The 15,050-nt window shown below is 63.7% G+C and carries 10 protein-coding genes; 6 read left to right on the forward strand and 4 right to left on the reverse strand.

All coding sequences use genetic code 11. From position 1 onward, the window contains the following. Positions 1-112: 112 nt before the first annotated feature. The 4 genes from ligA to B3873_RS20250 form a co-directional block, all read right to left on the reverse strand. Positions 113-2,185, reverse strand: coding sequence for an NAD-dependent DNA ligase LigA (gene ligA, locus B3873_RS20235; RefSeq protein WP_286868596.1), 2,073 nt, complete (start codon positions 2,183-2,185; stop codon positions 113-115). 24 nt (positions 2,186-2,209) lie between these two features. Beyond that, the gene (locus B3873_RS20240; protein WP_286868598.1) at positions 2,210-3,550 is read right to left on the reverse strand and encodes a cell division protein ZipA C-terminal FtsZ-binding domain-containing protein; all 1,341 of its coding nucleotides are present in this window, start codon (positions 3,548-3,550) and stop codon (positions 2,210-2,212) included. Between the two features lie 400 nt (positions 3,551-3,950). Further along, entirely contained in the window at positions 3,951-7,481 is a 3,531-nt protein-coding gene (smc, locus tag B3873_RS20245) for a chromosome segregation protein SMC (protein WP_084320190.1), read from the reverse strand. A 208-nt stretch (positions 7,482-7,689) separates the two neighbouring features. Continuing rightward, a complete protein-coding gene (locus B3873_RS20250) occupies positions 7,690-9,462 on the reverse strand; it encodes a methyl-accepting chemotaxis protein (protein ID WP_286868601.1) in 1,773 nt (590 codons plus the stop codon). 356 nt (positions 9,463-9,818) lie between these two features. On the opposite strand from B3873_RS20250, the gene dapC reads away from it, so the two are divergent. The 6 genes from dapC to B3873_RS20280 form a co-directional block, all read left to right on the forward strand. Further along, complete coding sequence (gene dapC, locus B3873_RS20255; RefSeq protein WP_034330875.1) at positions 9,819-11,030, forward strand: succinyldiaminopimelate transaminase; 1,212 nt, start codon at positions 9,819-9,821, stop codon at positions 11,028-11,030. A 65-nt stretch (positions 11,031-11,095) separates the two neighbouring features. Continuing rightward, on the forward strand, positions 11,096-11,932 hold the full coding sequence (gene dapD / locus B3873_RS20260) for a 2,3,4,5-tetrahydropyridine-2,6-dicarboxylate N-succinyltransferase (RefSeq protein ID WP_286868603.1): 837 nt from the start codon (positions 11,096-11,098) through the stop codon (positions 11,930-11,932). Positions 11,933-12,051: 119 nt separating this feature from the next. Beyond that, entirely contained in the window at positions 12,052-12,411 is a 360-nt protein-coding gene (locus B3873_RS20265) for an ArsC family reductase (protein ID WP_044531779.1), read from the forward strand. Between the two features lie 2 nt (positions 12,412-12,413). Continuing rightward, positions 12,414-13,541, forward strand: a complete 1,128-nt coding sequence (dapE, locus tag B3873_RS20270) for a succinyl-diaminopimelate desuccinylase (RefSeq protein WP_286868608.1) — start codon at positions 12,414-12,416, stop codon at positions 13,539-13,541. A 23-nt stretch (positions 13,542-13,564) separates the two neighbouring features. After that, the gene (gene prmB, locus B3873_RS20275) at positions 13,565-14,455 is read left to right on the forward strand and encodes a 50S ribosomal protein L3 N(5)-glutamine methyltransferase (RefSeq protein ID WP_286868610.1); all 891 of its coding nucleotides are present in this window, start codon (positions 13,565-13,567) and stop codon (positions 14,453-14,455) included. A 51-nt stretch (positions 14,456-14,506) separates the two neighbouring features. Beyond that, positions 14,507-15,050 (forward strand): ATP-binding cassette domain-containing protein (locus B3873_RS20280; RefSeq protein ID WP_286868613.1); only part of this gene is annotated, 544 nt, incomplete at its 3' end.

The following is a 15,050-nucleotide window of genomic DNA, read 5'->3' on the forward strand; positions in this document are numbered from 1 at the left end:
AAGGATGGGTCTTGTTATGTTGTTATGGCGTGATGCGTTGAATCCTGCACCGCAGTCCCGGGAACGGAACTGCTTACGGGCGGCATTCTATATGAATAAAAAGACAAGGTGATTACGTTTCTGACGCATCCTGACCGGCGCAAAGCGCCTTCAGTGCGTCCTCATCGAGGATGGCGATGCCCAGCTCCTCGGCCTTGGCCAGCTTGCTGCCGGCTTCGGCCCCGGCGACCACGTAACTGGTTTTCTTGGACACGGAACCGGAAACCTTGCCACCGGCCGCTTCGATCAGCTGCGAGGCCTCATCGCGCGACAGGTTGGGCAAGGTGCCGGTCAACACGAAGGTCTTGCCGGCCAGATGCTTGGCACCGGCATCGACGCCCTCGCTCTCGGGCCAATGCACGCCGACCGCGCGCAATTGCTCGACCAGCTCGACATTGAGCGGATCATTGAAGAAGGCACGGATCGAGGCGGCGACCACCGGACCGATATCGGCCACTTCCAGCAGTTGTTCTTCACTGGCGGCGAGCAGCTTGTCGATGCCGCCGAAATGGCGCGCCAGTTCCTTGGCCGTGGCTTCGCCGACGTGGCGGATGCCCAGCGCGTAGATGAAACGTGCCAGCGTGGTGGTCTTGGATTTCTGCAGAGCATCCAGCACGTTCTGCGCCGATTTCTCGGCCATGCGGTCCAGTTCGGCCAGCGCCGACAAGCCCAGCCGATACAGGTCAGCCGGCGTGTTGACCACCTGGCGATCCACCAGTTGCTCCACCAGTTGCTCGCCAAGACCTTCGATATCCATGGCGCGGCGTGAAGCAAAATGCTGCAGTCCGCCCTTGCGCTGTGCTGAACATTTCAGCCAGCCGCCCGAACAGCGTGCCACTGCTTCATCTTCCGCCCGCACGATGGGCGAGCCGCACACCGGGCAGTTGGCCGGCATGACGAAGGGGCGCGCATCAGCCGGACGCTTCTCGGGCACGAAGGCCACCACTTCCGGAATCACGTCACCGGCGCGGCGCACGATGACGGTGTCGCCGATCTGGATGTCCTTGCGGCGGACTTCATCTTCGTTGTGCAGGGTGGCATTGGTCACCGTGACTCCGCCGACGAAAACGGGATTCAAACGCGCCACCGGAGTGATGGCACCGGTGCGGCCGACTTGCACTTCGATGTCCTGTACCACGGTCAGCGCTTCCTGCGCCGGGAACTTGTGGGCCAGCGCAAAGCGCGGGGCGCGCGAGACGAAGCCCAGGTGCTTCTGCTGGTCCAGCCGGTCCACCTTGTAGACCACGCCGTCGATCTCGTAAGGCAGGCTCTCGCGCTTGGCACCGATGCTGCGGAAGAAGTCCAGCAGACCGGCAGCCCCCGTCACCACGGCGCGCTCCTTGCACACCGGCAGGCCGAGTTGCTGATACCAGTCCAGCAGGGCCGAGTGCGAAGCCGGCATCTCGGCCCCTTCCAGCACGCCAATGCCGTAGGCGAAGAAGCGCAGCGTGCGTTGCGCGGTGATGCGCGAATCCAGTTGGCGCAAGCTGCCGGCGGCGGCATTGCGGGGGTTGGCGAATTCCTTCTGCCCGGCATCGCGCTGGCGCTGGTTCAGGCGCGCGAAGTCGTCCTTGTACATCAGCACTTCGCCGCGCACGTCGATCACCTGCGGCAGGTTTTCGCCGTGCAAGCGCAGGGGAATGGCACGCACGGTGCGGATGTTGGCGGTCACGTTCTCGCCCGTGGTGCCATCGCCGCGCGTGGCGGCCTGCACCAGCACGCCCTTCTCGTAGCGCAGGCTGATGGCCAGGCCGTCGAACTTCAGCTCGGTGGCGTAGCGCACCTCCTGCAAGGTTTCCAGGCCATCACGCACGCGCTTGTCGAAGGCTTCGATGTCTTCGTCGGCAAAGCCGTTGCCCAGCGAGAGCATGGGAATGTCATGGCGCACCGGCTCGAACTGCGGCAGCGGGCCGGCACCCACGCGTTGCGTCGGCGAATCAGGCGTCAACAGTTCGGGATGGGCGGTTTCCAGTGCCTGCAGTTCCTGGAACAGGCGGTCATATTCCGCGTCCGGGATGCTGGGCTGGTCGAGTACGTAATAGCTGTGGTTGTGGCGGTTCAGTTCGTCGCGCAGCACACGGGCGCGCGACAGCCAGTCCGGCTCCCCTTGCGGGGGCCGTCCGGCGGAAAACAAGTCGTCTTGCATCGTAGGGGGAGTAAAAACGCGGCCTTAGCTGAACAAGCGCAAGGCACGGGTGGAACCGGCAGGGATCTCGGCCGATTCCATGGCGCTGTAGAACGCGGCCACCTGTTCGGCGATATCGGAAAGGGCCTCATCGGTCAGGGGCTGGTCGCTGTCATCCACGATGACGCCACCCAGGCGAGCCGACAGCGACTTGGCGCAGGCCACCAGAGCTCCGTAGCCATCGCGCGACGGGGCCACACGGGGCACGTCCAGCAACAGGGTCAGGCGATCGGTGGTTTCGTCGGTCGGCGTGGCATTGGTGGAGAGGGCGAAGAGCACTTCACCTTCGCCATCCTGCATCACCAGATAGCCTTCTGTACGGCGATCGAAGCCCTGGCGGGTCAGCGCGGCCAGCAAGGTCGCCAGACTCCAGGGCGCGCCTTGCGAACGCACGTTCACCGACAGTTGCGCATCATGGTCAATGATGAACTGGTGCAGCGCCTGGGCGGTGCGGATGACGTCCGGCATGTCCGGCAGTTCCGGCTCGCCCGAGAGCGAATCGGTCAGGTCGCGCAGGCGCATGACCAGTTCCGAATACTCGATCTCGTTGATGGCATTGCTGCGATTGGCCAGCTGCGCACCGGCCAGCAAGGCGTTGTAGATGCTGCCGTGGGCGATGGCTTCCCAGTCGCCGTCGGTGGTGCGGCCGATGAAATGCACCGGCTTGTTGCCGACATGGCGCAGGCCTTGCAGCATCGGCAGCAGCTTGTCGCCGCGCAGCGGGTTTTCCAGGGCGATGGGGATGTTGCAGTCGATCAGCTCGTCCACCGGCAATTCGCGCTTGGGGGCCAGGCGGGCCTGCATCTCGGGCGGCGGCGTGAAGGCGGGGACGGTATCGCCCTGCTCTTCCGCTCCGGCGATGACCTGGGCCACCGTCGATTGCGGTGCCTGGGCCATCGCTTCACCCAGCACGGCTTCATCGGCAGCGGCTCCGGCGGGCGCAGCCGTGCTCACTGGAGGCTCACCCAGGAAGGGTTCACGCGGCTCGAACTCGGCCTGCTCCTGGTAAGCCTTCACCGGGGCCGGTACCGGCTTGCGTTCAGGCAGATCATAGAAGGAAGGCTCGGCGCGTCCGGCATCAGCGTCGAGCGTCGGCTCGGCCATCCGCGGCGCAGGAGCAGCGCGCTCGGACACGGGCGGTGCGAACACGGGCTCGGCCGTGGCCGCCGGCTCGTCCGGCGACATCAGGACATCATCATGGGACGAAGAAAAGGCGCGCTCCACGGTCTTGCGCGCCTTGTGCTCCTGCCACTTGTTGTAGGTGATGACCCCGGCGACGAAGACGCCGCCCAGGATGATCAGGCTGGTCTGGAGATCCATCATCATGCTGCACGACCTTTCAGGCTGGCGGGCTGGAGGGCGCCATCATGGGCGCCGCGTGGCATGGTCGGCTGGGAAAAGCTGCTCATCGAAGAAATCCGAATCCTATCAATCCAAGAAAGCCTGGACCGCGCGGGCCGCTCACACGGCGCTCCGTCGATGCTGCCGCAGCGCTGGCAGCCGCCTGCACCGGCTCAGCGGAGCCATGCAGGGGTATCGGACGGATCGGGTACGGCAAGTGCGCGGTCAAGATATTGTTATTTTTCCATGGCCCGTGGGGGCCGAATCAGAACGGTTCCAGCTGGGGCTTGCGCCCGCTGCGGGCTGGCCGGCAAGGTTTTCAGGGTACGGTCACACCCCCTGCTTGTCAAGCCGACAAAGCCGCAGGCCATTGCCGCACAAATCATCAGGCGGCCTGCTCGGCGCTGGAGAAGTTGGCGGCCGACTCCATGTCCACCGCCACGATGCGCGACACGCCCTGCTCCTGCATGGTCACCCCGATCAGCTGCTGCGCCATTTCCATGGCGATCTTGTTGTGGGAAATGAAGAGGAACTGGGTGTACTCCGACATGCGCTTGACCATGTTGGCGAAGCGTTCGGTGTTGGCATCGTCCAGCGGCGCGTCCACTTCGTCGAGCAAGCAGAACGGGGCCGGATTGAGCTGGAACATGGAGAACACCAGGGCGGTAGCAGTCAGTGCCTTCTCGCCACCGGAGAGCAGGTGAATCGTGGCGTTCTTCTTGCCCGGCGGCTGCGCCATGACCTGCACGCCGGAATCGAGGATCTCGTCGCCGGTCATGATGAGTTTGGCCTGGCCGCCGCCGAAGAGCACCGGGAACAGTTCCGAGAAGTGGTGGTTGACCTTGTCGAAGGTGTCCTGCAGCAAATCCCGGGTTTCCATGTCGATCTTGTGGATCGCATCCTGCAGCGTGGTGATGGCTTCGTTCAGGTCGGCGTGCTGGGCATCGAGGAAGTGCTTGCGCTCGGAGGCGGTCGCCAGTTCATCCAGTGCGGCCAGGTTGACCGCCCCCAGCGCGGCGATGGCATTGGTGAGGCGCGTCACTTCGCCTTGCAGGTAGGACGGACGCATGTCGCTGGTCAGTTTTTCCGACAGCGCGGCCTCGTCGGCCTGGGTCTGCGCCAGCGCTTCGGAGAATTGCTCCTGGTTCAGGCGCGCGGCCTGTTCCTTCAGTTGCAGTTCGGTAATGCGGTCACGCTGGGGCTGCAGGCTGCGTTCGGCCTGCATGCGCGATTCTTCATGTGAACGAAGTTGCTGCGACAGCTGATCCAGCTCGTGGCGGGCATCAGCCAGCGCACGTTCCTGCTCGCTGCGGCGGTCCAGCAGTTCCTGCAGGCCGGCCTGGGCGGCCTGGTCATCCAGGCTTTCCAGTTCCAGCGAGCCTTGCTGCATGCTGGCAAACAGTTGCGCCGCCTGTTCCAGGGCGGTTGCAATGCCGCGCTTGAGTTCCTCGATCTTGTTGCGATGCGACTTCTCGGCGAACTCGGTTTCCTGGGCGGCGCGCTCCAGCTCGCGCAGGCGGGTGCGGGCGTCGTTGAGCTGCTGTTCCTTGTTCAGGTAATCGGTCTGGCCGTTCTCGTGCTGTTCCTGCAGTTCGGCCAGTTCGATGTCCAGCTCTTCGAAGCGGGCCTCGGATTCGGCCTGTACCTGCTGCTGCTCGGCTTCCTGCATCCCGATTTCTTCCAGATCAGTGGCGATCTGGGTGCTGCGCTGGTTGAAGCGCTCCTGCACTTCGGCCAGCTTCATCACCTCGATCTGCAGGCTGTGTGCCGATTGCGTGAGCGAATTGACGCGCTGGCGCAGTTCCTGCAGACGCTGCGATGCGCCCGACAGGGCTGCCTCGGCACGCACGGCACGGCCCTTGGCTTCCTCGGCCAGCATAGCCTGGGCACGTTGCTGCTTGGTGATGTTCTCGATTTCCTGCTGGCGCGCCAGCATGCCGTCCTGCTCCGAATCGGAGGCATAGAAACGTACGCTGGCATTGCTCACCACATGGCCCTGGCGGGTCACGAACAAGCCGCCCAGCGGCAGCTTGGCGCGCTCGGCAAAGGCGGTGGCCGTGTCGTCGGCGATGTAGATGTGGTTGAGCCAGTCGTTCATCAGGGCGCGCAGACCCGGATCATTCAACTGCAGCAGGGTCACGAAGGGCTTCAGGCCCGCCACCGGCTGGGCTTCGGGCTGGGCCAGGCCGGCATTGGGGGCGTACAGCGCCAGCTTGGCCGGCGGGGCGTCGCTGAAGAAGGCCTTGGCCCAGTCCAGGTTGGACATTTCCAGGGCCGACATGCGCTCGCGCAGCACCGCTTCCAGCGCGGTTTCCCAGCCGGATTCGATGTGCAGCTTCTGCCACAGGCGCGGCAGCTCGGCCAGGCCGTGCTTTTCCAGCCAGGGCTGGACCTTGCCCTGGGCCTGCACGCTTTCCTGCAATTGCTTCAGGGCGGTGAGGCGGGCTTCCAGCTGGGCGTTGGCCGAGGTTTCCTTGCTGACCAGTTCCTGAGCGGTGCGGCGCTCTTCTTCCAGGCGCGGCAGTTGCTCCTGCGCCTCTTCCAGATACATGCTCGCCTCTTCCAGCGAGGCCTGCTTTTCTTCCAGCTGCATGCGCAGGTTGGACAGGTGCGTCTCGTCAGGCAGGGCCATGCCGCTCTTTTCCTGCAGCAGGCGTTCGCGGCGCACGGCCAGGCCCGAGAGGATGTTGGAGGCATTGCGCTGGTGCGTGGACTGCAGTTCGATCTGCTGCTGCACCTGCATGATCTTGCCGCGCGACTCGGTGGTCTTGACCTGCGACTCGCGCCAGGCCGATTCCAGCGAAGGCAGGCGGTCGCTGGTGTCCTGCACGGCGTGCTGGGCTTGCTCCACGCGCATGCCGAATTCTTCCAGCTGGATCTCGGCTTCAGCCAGTTCTTCCTGCTGCTGCGTGCCCTGGCGCTGCCACTGGTCGCGCTGCGCGCCCAGCGAGTTCAGTTGCGCCTGCAGACGATTGCGCGATTCGATGACGAACTTGATCTGCGCTTCCAGGCTGCCGATCTCGGAATTGGTCTGGTACAGATGGCCCTGCGCCTGGTGCAGGCGGTCGCCGGCGGCGTAGTGCGCCTGGCGCATGTGTTCCAGTTCGGTTTCGACGTGGCGCAGCTTGGCGGTCTGCTCTTCCAGGTCGATCTGGGCGCGTTCGATTTCCTTGAAGAAGCGCTCCTGCTCGGCCTTGGCTTCGTTCTTTCGCAGCAGCCACAGCAGCTTCTGCTTTTCTTCCTGGTCGTTTTGCAGCTCGTGGAATTTCTTGGCCACGGCGGCTTGCGCTTCCAGCTTTTCCAGGTTGGCGTTCAGTTCGCGCAGGATGTCTTCCAGGCGCGTGAGGTTTTCGGTGGTGTCGTGCAGGCGGTTTTCAGTCTCGCGGCGGCGCTCTTTGTACTTCGACACGCCCGCGGCTTCTTCCAGGAAGATGCGCAGCTCTTCAGGACGCGCCTCGATGATGCGCGAGATCATGCCCTGGCCGATGATGGCGTAAGCGCGCGGGCCCAGGCCGGTACCGAGGAAGATGTCCTGGATGTCGCGGCGGCGCACCGACTGGTTGTTGATGTAGTAGGAGGACGTACCGTCGCGGGTCAGCGTGCGCTTGACGGCGATTTCGGCGTACTGGCCCCACTGGCCGGCCGCCTTGCCGGCGGAGTTGTCAAACACCAGCTCGACCGAGGCGCGCCCGGCCGGCTTGCGGTGGGTGGAACCGTTGAAGATGACGTCCTGCATCGACTCGCCGCGCAGCTCGGAGGCCTTGGATTCGCCCAGGACCCAGCGCACGGCGTCGATGATGTTGGATTTGCCGCAGCCATTGGGCCCGACCACACCCACCAGCTGCCCCGGAACCTGGAAGTGCGTAGGCTCGACGAAGGACTTGAATCCAGATAATTTGATGGAAGTTAGACGCACGTTATCGACAAATTGAATCAGTTAAGAGGAAGCGGGATTTTTGCTTCCGGAACGGCCGGTATCATAACATCGCACGGGCCCGGCCAGACCAAAAACCGCGCCAGGATGCCTGCTTCCGCCCTTCTGTCCCATGCGCCGGCCGCCATGAAAAACGCCGCACCGAGCGCACCCGGTACGGCGTCCATTTCTTCATTTCAATCCGAGAAAATCAGAAGGTCTCCCAATCCCCATCATCGTTTGCGGGCGATGACCTGCCCGCAGAGGCCGGTTTGGCGGGGGCTGCAGGCTTGCCTGGTGGTGGCAGCGGCGCGGCTGCCTTGACCATGGGCTTGGCCGCAGGCTTGGGCAGTGGTTTGACCGGGATCGCTGCTTTGGCTACGACAGCCGCAGCCTTGGGGACTGCCACCGGTACGGGCGCAGCTGCGCCCTCTTCGCCTTCGACGCGGAAGGTCGCCACTGCGGCCTTCAGGCGTCGCGCCTGCTCTTCCAGTGAACCGGCTGCGGCAGCAGCCTCTTCGACCAGGGCCGCGTTCTGCTGGGTCACCTGATCCATCTCGCCGATGGCCAGGTTGACCTGCTCGATGCCCCGGCGCTGTTCTTCGGAGGCCGCCGAAATCTCGCTGACGATGTCGGTCAGGCGATGCACCGCCGACACCACCTCGCCCATGGTCTCCCCGGCGCGGGCCACCTGGTCCGAGCCATCGCCCACGCGCTGCACCGAATCCTCGATCAGGGCCTTGATCTCCTTGGCCGCCTGGGCACTGCGCTGGGCCAGCGAACGCACTTCCGAGGCCACCACCGCAAAGCCACGCCCCTGCTCGCCGGCGCGGGCGGCTTCCACCGCCGCATTCAGGGCCAGGATATTGGTCTGGAAAGCAATGCCATCGATCACGCCGATGATGTCGGAGATCTTGCGCGAGCTTTCCGTGATGCCCTCCATGGTCTGCACCACCTGCCCCACCACCTCGCCGCCGCGCTTGGCGATTTCCGAGGCGTTGTTGGCCAGTTGGCCGGCCTGGCGGGCGTTGTCGGCGTTCTGCTTGACGGTGGCGGTCAGGGTATCCATGTTGGAGGCCGTAGTGGCCAGCGAACCGGCCTGCTCTTCGGTGCGCGAAGACAGGTCCAGGTTGCCCGCCGCAATCTCGCGTGCGCCGACATCGATGGCATCGGTACCCTGGCGGATGCCCTTGATGACGCCGCCCAAGCGCTCGCGCATGGTGGCCATCTCGAAGAGCAGACTGCGATTGTCACCGGCACGGGTGTCGACCCGTACCGTCAGGTCGCCACTGGCAATGCGCGTGGCGATGGCCACCGCATAGGCCGGCTCGCCACCGAGGCTACCGGTGATGCGGCGGATGATGGCCAGCATCATCAGCGAGACCAGTCCACCGACCACCACCAGGATACCGAGCAATTTGAACAGGTCGGAGCGGAACTGGGCTTGCACATCGGAGAGGAACACACCCGTGACGATGAACCAGTCCCAGGTCTTGTTGTGCACCACATAGCTCATTTTGGGCGTGCGGTTGCTGTCGTCGGTGCCAGGCAGGCGGCCCATGTATTGCACGAAACCCTGCCCCTTTTCCTGGCCGACCTTCATCATCTCGACGTAATAGGCCTTGCCTTCGGAATCCTTGCGGTCGGCCACGTTCTTGCCGATCATCGCCTTGTTGGACGGCAGCATCAGCACCACCGGGCGAGAGTCGAAAATGAAGAGATAGTTGTCGCCGTCGTAGCGCATGGCGGCGATGCGTTCCAGCGCGTTCTTCTGGGCTTCCTCTTTGGAAATCTTGCCGGCCGCGACATCGGCCACGTAGCTGTTGACAACCCCGTTGGCGGCTTCCACCACGCGGCGCAGGCCATCCTTGCGTTCTTCGATCATGGTTTCACGGGCGCTGAAGGCGGACCAGGCGGCCAGCGCCAGCAAACCGATCCACATCACGACCAGCGCAGACAGTAGCTGCGCCTTGAGGCTTTTCATTCTTGTTCTCCGGGAATGGGTGGGCCGCCCTGTGAACGGCCCCGTTTTGGCGAGCGACCACAATACTCTCTGACTCTCCCTGACAATCCCCTGAATACACCGCGTAACTGTCTCTGATTTTCCGGATTGCACCTTTTCTTTGCCAGCGTGCAGGAAGGTGAACACGCGCCCGATCAGGATCACCACAGCCGTTTTCTTGTGAGCCAGACATGCCAAGGACTCAACACCGGGCCGACCGGGAGCGCGGCAATGCCCTCAAATGACGGTATAATCGCCAACTTTCCCAGCCCTTTGCCGTGGCCGGCCGAGCTCCTCGCGAGACGCTGGCCCGGAAAGCTTTACTCCAGTCCAGCGACGTGAATCCCCTACTCGACAAACTGCAGCCCTATCCCTTCGAAAAGCTCAAGAAGCTCTTCGCTGGCATCACGCCCGACCCGGCTTATCGTCCGATCAGCCTGGGCATCGGCGAGCCCAAGCACCCTACCCCTGCCTTCATCCAGCAGGCGCTGACGGACAACCTGTCCGGCCTGGCCTCGTATCCGGCCACCCTGGGCAGCGACGCCCTGCGCGGTGCGATCGCTGACTGGCTGCAGAAGCGTTACGACATCCCGCGTCCCGATCCGGCGACCGAGATCCTGCCGGTGATCGGTTCGCGCGAAGCCCTGTTCTCGCTGACCCAGACCGTGGTCGATCCGACCAGGCCCGGCGCGCTGGTGATGTGCCCCAACCCGTTCTACCAGATCTATGAAGGCTCGGCCTACCTGGCCGGTGCCGAGCCCTACTTCGTCAATTCGGACCCGGCGCGCAACTTTGCGCCCGATTTCAGCCAGGTACCGCAAGAAGTATGGGAACGCGTGCAACTGCTGTTCGTCTGCTCGCCGGGCAACCCGACCGGCGCCGTGCTGACGCTGGAAGACTGGAAGGAACTGTTCGCCCTGTCGGATCGCTATGGTTTCGTGATCGCCTCCGACGAGTGCTATTCGGAGATCTATTTCAAGCAGGATCCGCCGCTGGGCGGCATGCAGGCCGCACGTCTGCTGGGCCGTGACTATCGCAACCTGGTTTCCTTCTCCAGCCTGTCCAAGCGCTCCAACGTGCCAGGCATGCGCTCGGGCTTCGTGGCCGGCGATGCAGCCATCCTCAAGAAATTCCTGCTCTACCGCACCTACCACGGCGCGGCCATGAGCCCGGTGATCCAGGCCGCCTCCGTGCTGGCCTGGCAGGACGAAACCCACGTGCAGGACAACATCGCCAAGTACGTCACCAAGTTCTCCCAGGTGACCCCGCTGCTGCAGGAAGTGATGGACGTCGCCCTGCCCGATGCCGCCTTCTACCTGTGGGCCAAGGTCGACAAGCTGGTCGACATCAGCGACACCGAATTCGCCCGTCGTCTGTACGCCGAATATAATGTCACGGTCTTGCCGGGCAGCTACCTGGCACGCGAAGCGCATGGCGTCAATCCGGGCGCGGGCCGCATCCGCATGGCGCTGGTGGCCGAAGTCGACGAATGCCTGGAAGCTGCGCAACGCATCGTCGCCTTCACGAAGAAACTGGCCGGCCAGGCTTGAGCTTGTCAGCACCGGCCCCGGTGCCAGTTTCTCTCCCGTTCACCCTAGAGTTCATCGATACCAACATGACACAACAGTCCATTCAGCACATCATCGATCAGGCGTGGGAAGACCGCGCCAGCCTGTCTCCCAAGAGCGCCCCGGCCGACATCCGCAATGCGGTGGCCGAAGTGATCGCAGGCCTGAATGATGGCACCCTGCGCGTGGCCAACCGCCAGGGCGTCGGCCAGTGGGAAGTCAACCAATGGGTGAAGAAGGCCATCCTGCTGTCCTTCCGCCTGGAAGACAACGTGCCAATGTCGGCCGGACATGGCTATCCGCAGTTCTACGACAAGGTGCCGACCAAGTTCGCCAATTACACTGCTGAAGATTTCGCCAAGGGCGGCTTCCGCGTGGTGCCGCCGGCGGTGGCGCGTCATGGCTCCTTCATCGGCCGCAACGTGGTGCTGATGCCCTCCTACGTCAACATCGGCGCTTACGTCGACGAAGGCACGATGGTCGACACCTGGGCCACCGTCGGTTCGGCGGCCCAGATCGGCAAGAACGTTCACCTTTCCGGTGGCGTCGGCATCGGCGGCGTGCTGGAACCGGTGCAGGCCGGTCCGGTCATCATTGAAGACAATTGCTTCATCGGTGCCCGTTCGGAAGTGGTCGAAGGCGTCATCATCGAAGAGAACTCGGTGCTGTCCATGGGCGTGTACATCGGCCAGTCGACCAAGATCTACGACCGCGAAACCGGCGAAGTCCACTACGGCCGCGTGCCGGCGGGCTCGGTGGTGGTGCCGGGCAACCTGCCGTCCAAGGATGGCAAGTACAACCTGTACGCCGCGATCATCGTCAAGAAGGTCGATGCCCAGACCCGCTCCAAGACCTCCATCAACGAACTGCTGCGCGGCGAGTAATTCCGCGCTGCGGCTTTGCTGAAGGCCTGAAGCATCCACGCGCCGCGCCGGTCGTCTCGCACACCGGCGCGGCGTCGTGTTCTGGCCCCCCGATAGCCAGCCCCATTGAGAAAGCGAACATGAGCGACAAGATCACCCTTTTTGGCATTCCCAACTGCGACACCGTCAAGAAAGCCCGCGTGTGGCTGGACGAGCAAGGCATCGCCTTTGACTTCCACGATTTCAAGAAGGCCGGCCTCACTGCCGAACAGGCGCAGGCCTGGCTGAAGGACGTGGAGCGTGACGTGCTGGTCAACCGCAAGGGGACCACGTGGCGCGCCCTGCCGGATGAGCGCAAGGCCGCCATCACCGATGACGCCGCTGCGGTGGCCCTGATGGTGGAAAACCCGTCGGTGGTGAAACGCCCGGTGCTGTTCGATGGCAAGCAGTATCACGTCGGCTTCAAGGCCGATCAGTATCAACACATTTTCGAGAAATGATCATGAGCAAGACGCTGGCCCTGACCCAGGAATTGATGTCCCTTTCTTCCGTCACCCCCGAAGACAAAGGCTGCCAGGCGCGGCTGGCGGAATTGCTCGCGCCGCTGGGCTTCGTCTGCGAGACCATCCAGTCCGGCGACGTCACCAATCTGTGGGCGCGCAAGGGAACGGCGCAGCCGCTGGTGGTCTTTGCCGGCCACACCGACGTGGTGCCCACCGGTCCTCTGGAGAAGTGGCAGTCGCATCCCTTCCAGCCGACCCTGCGCGATGGCCGCCTGTACGGTCGCGGCGCGTCCGACATGAAGACGTCGATCGCCGCCATGGTGGTGGCTTGCGAAGAGTTCACGGCGGCCCATCCGGAGCACAGGGGATCGATCGGCTTCCTCATCACCAGCGATGAAGAAGGTCCGGCCATCGATGGCACCGTGGTGGTCTGCAATGCGCTCAAGGCGCGTGGCGAGCAGCTGGATTACTGCATCGTCGGCGAGCCGACCTCGGCCAAGACCCTGGGCGACATGATCAAGAACGGCCGCCGCGGCACCATGTCGGGCAAGCTGACCGTCAAGGGCATCCAGGGCCATATCGCCTATCCGCAACTGGCGCGCAATCCCATCCACCAGGCTGCGCCGGCACTGGCCGAACTGGTGGCCGAGCAGTGGGATGCGGGCAATGAGTACTACCTGCCGACCTCCTGGCAGATCTCCAACATCCACGGCGGCACCGGCGCCTCCAACGTGATCCCGGGCGAAGTGGTGATCGACTTCAACTTCCGCTTTTCCACCGCCAGCACCGTGGAAGGTTTGCAGCAGCGCGTGCATGCCATCCTCGACAAGCACGGCCTGGAATACGACCTGAAGTGGACCGTTGGCGGCCTGCCCTTCCTGACCCCGCGCGGCGACCTGTCGGATGCGCTGTCCAAGGCGATCAAGGACGAGACCGGACTGGATACCGAACTGTCGACCACCGGTGGTACCTCAGACGGCCGCTTCATCGCCCGGATCTGCCCGCAGGTGATCGAGTTCGGTCCGCCCAATGACAGCATCCACAAGATTGATGAGCACATCGAAGTGCGCTACATCGATCCCCTGAAAAACATCTACCGCAAGACGCTGGAAAACCTGCTGGCGTAAGCCCAAGCATTGAAGAGAACACCATGACCCCCAACAATTTCTCCACCGTGCGCGACCTGCTGCGCTACGCCGTGACCCGCTTCAACACCGAGCAACTGTTCTTCGGCCACGGCAGCAGCAATGCGCTCGACGAGGCAGCCTACCTGATCCTGCATACGCTCAAATTGCCGCTGGATCAGCTCGATCCCTTCCTCGATGCGCGTCTGCTCCCCGAGGAAATCGCGTCCGTCATGCGTGTGATCGAACGCCGCAGCAAGGACCGCGTCCCGGCCGCCTACATCACCAATGAAGCCTGGCTGGGCGCATATCGCTTCTACGTAGATGAACGCGTGATCGTGCCGCGTTCCTTCATCGCCGAACTGATTCCGCAGCATTTCTCGCCCTGGATCCAGGATCCGGAAGCCCTCGTCAACGCGCTGGACCTGTGCACCGGTTCCGGTTGCCTGCCGATCCTGCTGGCCGATGCCTTCCCGAACGCGCAGATCGATGCGGTCGACATCTCTGCCGATGCGCTGGCCGTGGCGCGCAAGAATGTGGACGAATACCAGTTGCAGGAGCGCATCAACCTGGTCGAGTCCGACCTGTACACGCAACTGCCGCTGCGCAAGTACGACTTGATCATCAGCAATCCGCCGTATGTGAATTCCGGTTCCATGAGCAAGCTGCCTCAGGAATACCTGCGCGAACCGCAACTGGCCCTGGCCGGTGGCGAGGATGGCATGGACCTGGTGCGCAAGATCGTCGCTGGCGCTGCCGAGCGCCTCACGCCCGAAGGCGTGCTGGTGGTCGAGATCGGCAATGAGCGCGCCTTCGCCGAAGCCGCCTTCCCGGAACTGGAACTGACCTGGCTGACCACCAGTGCCGGTGACGACATGGTGTTCCTGGTCACGGCCGAACAACTGCAACTGGCCTGACCCTGAGCGTCAGCATCCGCGTTAGCGCGCTCCAACGATTGTGAATCACCGATGATCCGTTTCCAGCAAGTCTCCCTCCAGCGTGGCGTCAAGCCGCTCCTGGAAAATGTCGACCTGACACTCAATCCGGGCGACAAGATCGGCCTGATCGGCGCCAATGGCGCCGGCAAGTCCAGCCTGTTCGCCATGCTGCGTGGCGAGCTGCATGCCGACCAGGGCAATGTCGATTTCCCGGCGCGCTGGCGCATGGCCTATGTTGCGCAGGAAACGCCGGCGCTGGATCGTCCCGCCATCGAGTACGCCATCGATGGCGACGCTCACCTGCGCCAGCTGGAAGCCGATCTGGCCCGCGCCGAAGCGCAGCCGGACGACAAACACGACGGCAACCATATCGCCGAGCTGCATACCGCGTTGGCCGATGCCGATGCCTACACCGTGCGCTCGCGCGCCGAGCAATTGCTGCTGGGCCTGGGGTTCTCGCTGGAACAGATGGCGCGGCCGGTGGCCAGCTTCTCCGGCGGCTGGCGCATGCGCCTGAACCTGGCGCAGGCGCTGATGTGCCCGTCCGACCTGCTGCTGCTGGACGAACCGACCA

This window comes from Herbaspirillum sp. UBA812 (genome assembly GCF_002296545.1).
Taxonomy (GTDB): Bacteria; Pseudomonadota; Gammaproteobacteria; order Burkholderiales; family Burkholderiaceae_D; genus Herbaspirillum; species Herbaspirillum huttiense.

What these genes read in the sequence shown, in the direction of transcription:
- ligA (WP_286868596.1), bottom strand. Translation starts at nt 2,185, where the DNA reads ATGCAAGACGACTTGTTTTCCGCCGGACGGCCCCCGCAAGGGGAGCCG.
- B3873_RS20240 (WP_286868598.1), bottom strand. Translation starts at nt 3,550, where the DNA reads ATGATGATGGATCTCCAGACCAGCCTGATCATCCTGGGCGGCGTCTTC.
- B3873_RS20250 (WP_286868601.1), bottom strand. Translation starts at nt 9,462, where the DNA reads ATGAAAAGCCTCAAGGCGCAGCTACTGTCTGCGCTGGTCGTGATGTGG.
- dapD (WP_286868603.1), top strand. Translation starts at nt 11,096, where the DNA reads ATGACACAACAGTCCATTCAGCACATCATCGATCAGGCGTGGGAAGAC.
- B3873_RS20265 (WP_044531779.1), top strand. Translation starts at nt 12,052, where the DNA reads ATGAGCGACAAGATCACCCTTTTTGGCATTCCCAACTGCGACACCGTC.
- dapE (WP_286868608.1), top strand. Translation starts at nt 12,414, where the DNA reads ATGAGCAAGACGCTGGCCCTGACCCAGGAATTGATGTCCCTTTCTTCC.
- prmB (WP_286868610.1), top strand. Translation starts at nt 13,565, where the DNA reads ATGACCCCCAACAATTTCTCCACCGTGCGCGACCTGCTGCGCTACGCC.